At 69.9% G+C, this 8,248-nt stretch carries 6 protein-coding genes; 3 read left to right on the forward strand and 3 right to left on the reverse strand.

Annotated elements, in window-relative coordinates:
- Positions 1 to 722: 722 nt before the first annotated feature.
- From ACFYP3_RS36320 to ACFYP3_RS36330, 3 genes are all read right to left on the reverse strand, one after another.
- Entirely contained in the window at positions 723 to 1,772 is a 1,050-nt protein-coding gene (locus ACFYP3_RS36320) for an aldose epimerase family protein (RefSeq protein ID WP_388842259.1), read from the reverse strand.
- Between the two features lie 2 nt (positions 1,773 to 1,774).
- Complete coding sequence (locus tag ACFYP3_RS36325; RefSeq protein ID WP_388842261.1) at positions 1,775 to 2,179, reverse strand: hypothetical protein; 405 nt, start codon at positions 2,177 to 2,179, stop codon at positions 1,775 to 1,777.
- Between the two features lie 187 nt (positions 2,180 to 2,366).
- Positions 2,367 to 3,356, reverse strand: coding sequence for a LacI family DNA-binding transcriptional regulator (locus ACFYP3_RS36330; RefSeq protein WP_388842269.1), 990 nt, complete (start codon positions 3,354 to 3,356; stop codon positions 2,367 to 2,369).
- A 391-nt stretch (positions 3,357 to 3,747) separates the two neighbouring features.
- Between ACFYP3_RS36330 and chvE the strand changes: the two genes are divergently transcribed.
- The 3 genes from chvE (at position 3,748) to mmsB (ending at position 7,759) form a co-directional block, all read left to right on the forward strand.
- Positions 3,748 to 4,842, forward strand: coding sequence for a multiple monosaccharide ABC transporter substrate-binding protein (gene chvE, locus ACFYP3_RS36335; RefSeq protein WP_388842263.1), 1,095 nt, complete (start codon positions 3,748 to 3,750; stop codon positions 4,840 to 4,842).
- Between the two features lie 130 nt (positions 4,843 to 4,972).
- A complete protein-coding gene (gene mmsA, locus ACFYP3_RS36340; protein WP_388842265.1) occupies positions 4,973 to 6,520 on the forward strand; it encodes a multiple monosaccharide ABC transporter ATP-binding protein in 1,548 nt (515 codons plus the stop codon).
- Between the two features lie 3 nt (positions 6,521 to 6,523).
- Positions 6,524 to 7,759: a multiple monosaccharide ABC transporter permease gene (gene mmsB, locus ACFYP3_RS36345; RefSeq protein ID WP_388842267.1), complete on the forward strand. Its 1,236-nt coding sequence runs from the start codon at positions 6,524 to 6,526 to the stop codon at positions 7,757 to 7,759.
- Positions 7,760 to 8,248 lie beyond the last annotated feature (489 nt).

Here is an 8,248-nt window from a genome sequence, read left to right on the forward strand (position 1 = left end):
GAAGCGACCGCTCCGATCCCCGCCGCCACAGCGGCATGAGACGGCTCTCAAGAGCCCGTCACTGCGGCTTGACAGCATCATTGGGAATCTCCTTCTGTCGAAGAGGTGACGAGGTGGCGGATCTCGGCAGTCCCGGGGAGCCCTGCCCCGGGTACGGGCACAGAGGTGGGGAGGGTGGCGGCCCGCCCCCCGGACGGGCCGCCGGTCTCGTGGGTGCGGGGCCTCTGCCGGTCCCGCGGACGCGGCGGAGCTGAAGGCGGCCAGGCGGAAGCCGCCGTGCAGCGTCAGCCGCAGGTCATGAGCGCCGGCCGGCGGAGCGGCGGGACCGGCCGCGACGGTCGTCCACGTGTGGCCGTCGCCGGTGACGGAACACCGAGCGCCGCCGGCGGCCGGTCACCGGCGCGGAGTTCCGGCCGCACCTCCCGGGGACCCGCGCTCCCGAGGGCGGTCACGGCCTCTACCCGGACCGCTGCGGAGAGATGGCGGTGCGGACGAGAAGTTTTGCGGGCCGCGCCGGATCGGTTCGGCTCACGGCGTCGCCGCTGGTGCGGGCGGTCTTCCCTAGCGCTGTGACCGGCAAGGTTCACCGCGTTTCGACGCCCTGCACGGCACCTCGCCTCGATGTCGGACCACGCAAGTACGTCCAGTACGAGCCGCGGCCCTCCGCCTTGCGATCCACCGCACCGGACGCCGCAACCCGGCAAACCTTTCCGGCCACAGCACTAGTCGGCCGAGAAGCGGTACACCGTCATCGAGCGGTACTCCTCCCCCGGGCGCAGGCGGGTGGAGGGGTACTCGGGCCGGTTGGGCGAGTCCGGAAAGTGCTGGGTCTCCAGCGCGACGCCCGCGTACGCGAAGTACGGGCGTCCGGAGCGGCCGGTCAGCGAGCCGTCGAAGTGGTTTCCGGTATAGACCTGGAGTCCCGGCTCCGTGCTCATGCATTCGACGCGGCGGCCGCTGGCGGGGTGGCTCAGGACGGCGGCCCGCCTGAGCCCGGCGCCGTCGAGCACCCAGTTGTGGTCGAAACCGTCGCCGACCCGGCGGATCTGCGGGTGTTCCTCGGTGATGCGGGCACCGATCGTCCGGGCCTCGCGGAGGTCGAACGGCGTGCCGGTGACGGACTCGGGCGGACCGAGCGGTATCAGTTCTGCGTCCACGGGGGTGTAGCGGGCGGCCTCGACCCGCAGCAGATGGCCGAGCACCGTCCCACAGCCCTCGCCGGCCAGGTTGACGTACATGTGGTTGGTGAGGTTGACGACCGTCGGGGCGTCCGCGGTCGCGCGGTACGTGAGGGAGAGTTCACCGTCGGGGCCGAGCAGGTAGGTGACCTCGGCCGTGAGGGCGCCCGGGAATCCCTGGTCGCCGTCGGGGCTGTTCATGCGGAACCGGACGCCGGCCCGCCTGCCCACGCGGACCGGCACGCCGTCCCAGAGGCGAGTGGCGAAGCCGTCCGGTCCACCGTGCAGGGTGTGGCCGTCCTGCTGGGTCGCCAGCCGGTGCGTCGTGCCGCCCAGGGTCAGCGTTCCGCCGGCGATCCGATTGGCGTAGCGGCCGACCGTCGCGCCGAAACAGGCAGCCTCCCCGAACAGATCCGCTGTGCTCTCGCAGCCCAGGACGACGTTGGCACACCGCCCGTCCCGGTCCGGCGCGTGCAGGGCCTGTAAGCGGGCTCCCAGACTGAGCACCTCCGCCGTCACGCCCTCCGGGGACCCGAACGTCCAGCGGATGATGCGCCGCCCGTCCGGGAGCGCTGCGGCTGTCTCCTGGGTCACCGTCACTTCACCATGGGATACGAGTGCGTCTCGCGACACGCGACTACTCCGTTCAACGCGGCAGGGAGGGGACCGACGCCCGCCGTACGGGCGGGTGTCATCGGCGGGGAAGGGGCGGCGCGAGGGCGGCGCCGCTGACGACGTGGCAGATGGTGGTTGCCCATGAGGGCGAGGAGCCGGCCGTTTTCGAGGGGCCGCGCGGCCGCTGCGGCGGCCACCTGCGCTTCGACACTGTCGGCGGCCACCGCGACGCCCCCGGGCGGCCCTGCCCACTCCGCCGCCTGGACGGTGAGCGAGCCGACCCGGAGCCGATCGGGGCGAGGGGGTGCCGCGGACGGGTCGGTGAAGTCGGCGACGATGCCGATGACGTACCTGTCCGAGCCCCGGACGGCAGGGATCAATGTCACGTCCTCATCCTTCGCACCGGAACCGGCTTTGTCTCCAGCGGAGTTGAAGGGGGAATCCTTCCGTAACCAGAGTGTTAGCGCTAACAATCACGTCTGTCAAGGGATGCCGGAGCTCGGTCGAATGTGTCCGACGCGGCAGTGAGCGTGGGTCGCAGGGGCGGTCAGCCTCGGGGCGGAGGTTGCCGGCTCAACGGCGGGTGACGGGTCCCGCGCTGCGACGCAGCACCATTTCGGGCGGAATCCGCACGTGAGCACGGGACTGCGCACCGCCCCCCAGTTCCTCGACGAGCAGTTCCAAGGCCCGGCGGCCGAGCTCGCCGAAATCCTGCCGCACGGTGGTCAGGGGCGGGGTGAAGTAGGCGGCCTCGGGAATGTCGTCGAAGCCGACCACGCTGATGTCGCCCGGGATCGAGCGGCCGGCTTCGTGCAGGGCGCGCAGCAGCCCGAGCGCCATGTGGTCGTTGGCACAGAAGACAGCGGTGACGTCGCCCAGTTCAGCGATCCGCGAGCCCGCCTGGTAGCCGGCGCGGGCGCTCCAGTCGCCGGGCTCGACGCGCGGCACGGGGGCTCCGGCAGCCTCCAGCGCGCCGCGCCAGCCCTCCTGGCGGTCCTGACTCTCCAGCCAGCCCGCCGGGCCGGCCAGGTGGTGCACGGTGCGGTGACCCAGATCGAGCAGGTGCCTGGTGGCGGCTTCGGCGCCGGACCGGTTGTCCACCGAGACCATCGGAACCCGCGACTGGCTGCCCGGTCCGACCGCGACGACCGGCACGGAGCTGGAGAGCCTGGTCACCGCGCTGACGGCGGAGATCTGGGGCGCGATCACGACCACGCCTTCCACACCCTGGTCACGCAGCCGGTCGACAGCCTCCTGAACCGAGCGGCCGTCCAGGGTGGCCAGACTCGTCACGCTGACGAAATACCCTGCACTGCGCGCCGCCTGCTCGATGCCGTGCAGCATCGAGGCGGGACCGTACAGGGTCGACTCGAAGCTGACCACGCCGAGCGTTTGCGAGCGGCGGGTGACCAGCGCGCGGGCAGCGGAATTGGGCCGGTAGTCCAGCTCCCGGATGGCGGCGAGCACCCGCTCCCGGGTGCCGGGCCGCACATGCGGGGCGCCGTTGAGCACCCGGGACACCGTCTGGTGGGACACGCCGGCCAGTTTCGCCACGTCCGCCATCACGGGGTGGCGACGCTCGGTCCCGGCGTTGTCGTTTCCCACTCGGACTTCCCTCCTCGACTCCGGGCCACGGTACGCTACCGACCCTTGACGAAGGCGATGCGAGCACGCGGTCAGCTCCGCCCTCGAGTAGACCAGCGGCAGGCGGTCTCCGGGCGCACTCCCGGAAAGCTGATCGCCCGCACCGTTGTTGAAGACTGAACGGCGATCCGAACAGACCCTTGACGGCGTACTTGTGAGCGTTAACACTCGGGTATCGCCAGGCCGGAGACGCTGCGACTCCGGGCTTCGCACAGCGCGAGAAGACGACTCCCGGCCGGCCCCGCTCGACCGCTTCCGGTCGCCCATCCGGGTCGCACCGTGCCGGTCGCGGAACATCACTGGAGGAACTGTGCGGAAGCTTTCAGCGGGCCTTGTCACCGTGGGTCTCACGCTGTCGCTGACAGCCTGCGGCCAGAGCGCCAACGGAGCGGGCGACGGCGAGGCCGGCAAAGACGCCAAGGGGGGCCTCATCGGCATCGCGATGCCGACCAAGTCCTCGGAGCGCTGGATCAACGACGGCAACAACATGGTCAAGGAGTTCCAGGCCAAGGGTTACAAGACCGACCTCCAGTACGGCGACAACGTCGTGGAGAACCAGGTCTCCCAGGTGGAGAACATGATCACCAAGGGGGCCAAGCTGCTGGTGATCGCCGCCATCGACGGTTCCTCCCTCACCAACGTGCTGCAGAAGGCAGCCGACGCCCACATCCCCGTCATCTCCTACGACCGGCTGATCCGCGGCACCGCGAACGTCGACTACTACGCGACCTTCGACAACTACAAGGTCGGCGTCCTCCAGGGCAGTTACATCGTCGACAAACTCGGCCTCAAGGAGGGCAAGGGCCCCTTCAACATCGAGCTGTTCGCCGGCTCACCGGACGACAACAACTCCACGTTCTTCTACAACGGCGCGATGAGCGCCCTCCAGCCGTACATCGACGACAAGAAGCTGGTCGTGCAGAGCGGTCAGACCTCCCTCAACCAGATCGCCACCCTGCGCTGGGACGGCGGGCTCGCCCAGTCCCGGATGGACAACCTGCTGAGCAAGTCGTACACCGCCGCCCGCGTCGACGCCGTGCTCTCGCCGTACGACGGCATCTCGATCGGCATCATCTCCTCGCTCAAGGGCGTCGGTTACGGCGCCGGCCGGCCACTTCCCGTCGTCACGGGCCAGGACGGCGAGCTGGCGTCGGTGAAGTCGATCACCGCGGGCGAGCAGACCCAGACCGTCTACAAGGACACCCGCCAACTGGCCAAGGCCGCAGTGCAGATGGGCAACGCACTGCTGACCGGCGGCAAGCCCGAGGTCAACGACACCAGTCAGTACGACAACGGCGTCAAGACCGTACCGGCGCAGCTGCTCCAGCCGGTCAGCGTCGACAAGGAGAACTACCGGAAGGTCCTGGTGGACAGCGGCCAGTACACCGAGGACCAGCTCAAGTAGCCCACGCCCACGGAGCCCGACCGACGGGTCGGCGACGCCGAACCGGCGGGGGGGGGGGGGGGGGGGGGGGGGGGGGGGCGGCCCCCCCCCCCCCCCCCGGCCCCCCCCCCGACGATACGGATGCACGACCATGGCCCGACCCGTTCTCGAGATGCGGTCGATCAGCAAGACGTTTCCCGGCATCAAGGCCCTCTCCGAGGTCAACCTGACCGTCGCCGCCGGGGAGGTGCACGCCGTCTGCGGTGAGAACGGCGCCGGCAAGTCCACCCTGATGAAGGTACTCAGCGGCGTCCACCCGCACGGCAGCTATGAAGGCGAGATCCGCTTCGAGGGCGAACCCTGCCGGTTCCGGGACATCCGGGCCAGCGAGCAGCGCGGCATCGTGATCATCCACCAGGAACTCGCGCTGGTGCCCTACCTGTCCATCGCCGAGAACATCTTCCTCGGCAACGAGCACGCCACTCGGGGCGTGATCAGTTGGGACCGGACGCTGACCCACGCCGCCGCACTGATCCGGCAGGTCGGTCTCGACGAGAGCCCGCACACCAGGATCGCCGATCTCGGCGTGGGCAAACAGCAGTTGGTCGAGATCGCCAAGGCGCTCGCCAAGAAGGTCAAGCTGCTCATCCTGGACGAGCCGACGGCCGCCCTGAACGACGAGGACAGCCGCAAGCTGCTCGACCTCATCCTCGGGCTCAAGGCCCAGGGCATCTCCTGCGTCCTCATCTCGCACAAGCTGAACGAGATCGCCCGGGTCGCCGACGCCGTCACCATCCTGCGCGACGGGCGGACCATCGAGACCATCGCGATCGGTTCCGACGGCATCTCCGAGGAGCGGATCATCCGTGGCATGGTCGGCCGCGACCTGGAACACCGCTACCCCGAGCGCGCCCCGCAGGTCGGCGAGGTCGCCTTCGAGATCGAGGACTGGAGCGTCCGACACCCGATCGACCACCGGCGCAAGGTGGTCGACGGCGCCTCGCTGAACGTCCGTCGGGGTGAGATCGTCGGCGTCGCCGGCCTCATGGGCGCCGGCCGCACCGAGCTGGCCATGAGCGTCTTCGGCCGCTCGTACGGACGGTGGACCGGCGGCCGGGTGCGGCTGCACGGCCGGGAGATCCGCACCCGGACGGTGCCGGAGGCGATCGGGCACGGCATCGCGTACGTGACCGAGGACCGCAAGCAGCTCGGCCTCAACCTGGGCGACGACATCAGCCGGAACATCTCGCTGAGCGCACTCGGCAAGGTCGCCCGGCGGGGCTGGGTCGACCGGCACGAGGAGGCGCGGATCGCGGAAACGTTCCGGCGGACGATGAACATCAAGGCCCCCTCGGTGTTCGCGGAGACCGGCAAGCTCAGCGGCGGCAACCAGCAGAAGGTCGTCCTCAGCAAGTGGATCTTCGCCGATCCGGAGGTGCTGATCCTCGACGAGCCCACCCGGGGCATCGACATCGGCGCCAAGGCGGAGATCTACACCGTCATCGCCGAACTCGCTTCCCAGGGCAAGACGGTACTCGTCATCTCCTCCGAGCTCCCCGAACTCCTGGGCCTGTGCGACCGGATCTACACCATGGCCGAAGGACGGATCACCGGTGAGGTGACCCGCGCCGAGGCCACCCAGGAATCCCTCATGCGGCTCATGACCATGAGCGCGGCATACCCCGACAAGCAGGTGTGAGGCATGGCCCGGATCGAGACCACCCCAGAGACAGCGCCCCGTAGCCCGGAAACCGGCCGCCGATCGTCGGCCGGTGCCGTAGTGGCCCGTGCGCTGCGCGGCAACCTGCGCCAGTACGGGATGCTGGTCGCGCTGGCGCTGATCGTGCTGCTGTTCCAGTTCTGGACGGACGGCATCCTGCTCCAGCCGCTCAACATCACCAACCTGATCCAGCAGAACGGCTACATCCTCATCCTGGCCATCGGCATGATGATCATCATCATTGCCGGGCACATCGACCTTTCGGTCGGGTCGCTCGCCGCCTTCGTCGGGGCGGCCGCGGCGGTGATGATGGTCGAACACAAGATGCCGTGGCCCCTGGCGCTGGCGGTCGCGCTGCTGATCGGGGCCCTCGCCGGTGCCTGGCAAGGGTTCTGGATCGCCTGTCTCGGGATCCCCTCGTTCATCGTCACGCTGGCCGGCATGTTGCTGTTCCGCGGTGGGACGCAGATCCTCCTGCAGGGCCAGTCGGTGGCGCCGTTCCCCAAGGGCTTCCAGAACATCAGCAGCGGCTTCCTCCCCGCGGTCGGCCCGCACACCGACTACCACAACCTCACCCTGCTGCTGGGTCTCTCGGTACTGGCCATCGCGATCCTGCAGGAGGTGCGCGGACGGCGGCGGGCCGCCTCGTACGGGCTGGAACCGCTTCCGGCCGGGCTGTTCCTGGTGAAGCTCGGCGCGATCACCGCGGCCGTGGTCGCCTTCACGCTGCTGCTGGCCAGCTACCACGGGGCGCCGATCGTCCTGCTGATCCTGGGCGTCCTGCTGGTCGGCTTCGGATACGTGATGCGCAACTCGATCCTCGGCCGGCACACCTACGCCATCGGCGGCAACGAGGCGGCGGCGAGGCTGTCCGGGGTGAAGAGCAAGCGGGTCGTCTTCCTCGCCTTCGTGAACATGGGCGTCCTGGCGGCCCTGGCCGGGCTGGTCTTCGCCGCACGGCTCAACGCCGGTACGCCGCAGGCCGGCATCAACTTCGAGCTGGAGGCGATCGCCGCGGCGTTCATCGGCGGCGCCTCCGCGAGCGGCGGTGTGGGAACCGTCCTCGGAGCGCTCACCGGCGGCCTGGTGCTGGGCGTGCTGAACAACGGCATGTCGCTGGTCGGCGTGGGTACCGACTACCAGCAGGTGATCAAGGGGCTGGTACTGCTGACTGCCGTCGGCTTCGACGTCTACAACAAGCGAAAGGCCGGAGCCTGACCCCGCCGCTCCTCGGCTCGGCCCGCCACCGCACGAGGAGGGATGCCTCGCCTACCGGGCCCCGGCCCGGCCCCCTGCGGCTCCACCCGCGCGCCGACTGGTGGGGTGCAGGAGCACCACCCTTCCCGGCCGGGCAGACCAGCCGGTCCTGGCCGCTGGTTCTGGTAGCGGCCGGTGCCGGCGGTGGCCGCCCGGCACGGTGGGCGTTCCGCCCGTCTCCGGCGTCACCGCCCCGCGGAAAGCACCTCGACTGCACGTCGAAGGCGCCCGGTTGGACGTCGATGAGGGGGCCTTCCGTGCAACCGCCGCGCGTCGACGCCGTGAGGGCCACGGGTGGGCCGAAGTGCGGTCCCCCCACGGCCCCCGGCCCACGCGCCGGTCCAAGTCCCCTACCACCTAGTGTGCTGAGTCAGTAATTCGCCGGCAGTACGAGGCGAGGGACTCAAGGATCTGGTCGGCTGTCTTCGTCCAGACGAAAGGCTTGGGGTC

Origin of the sequence: Streptomyces sp. NPDC005533, assembly GCF_042871845.1 — a bacterium.
Classification (GTDB): Bacteria; Actinomycetota; Actinomycetes; order Streptomycetales; family Streptomycetaceae; genus Streptomyces.

Bases quoted from the DNA above. Each gene is read 5' to 3' on its own strand.
- mmsA (WP_388842265.1), top strand. From the start codon at position 4,973: ATGGCCCGACCCGTTCTCGAGATGCGGTCGATCAGCAAGACGTTTCCC.
- ACFYP3_RS36330 (WP_388842269.1), bottom strand. From the start codon at position 3,356: ATGGCGGACGTGGCGAAACTGGCCGGCGTGTCCCACCAGACGGTGTCC.
- mmsB (WP_388842267.1), top strand. From the start codon at position 6,524: ATGGCCCGGATCGAGACCACCCCAGAGACAGCGCCCCGTAGCCCGGAA.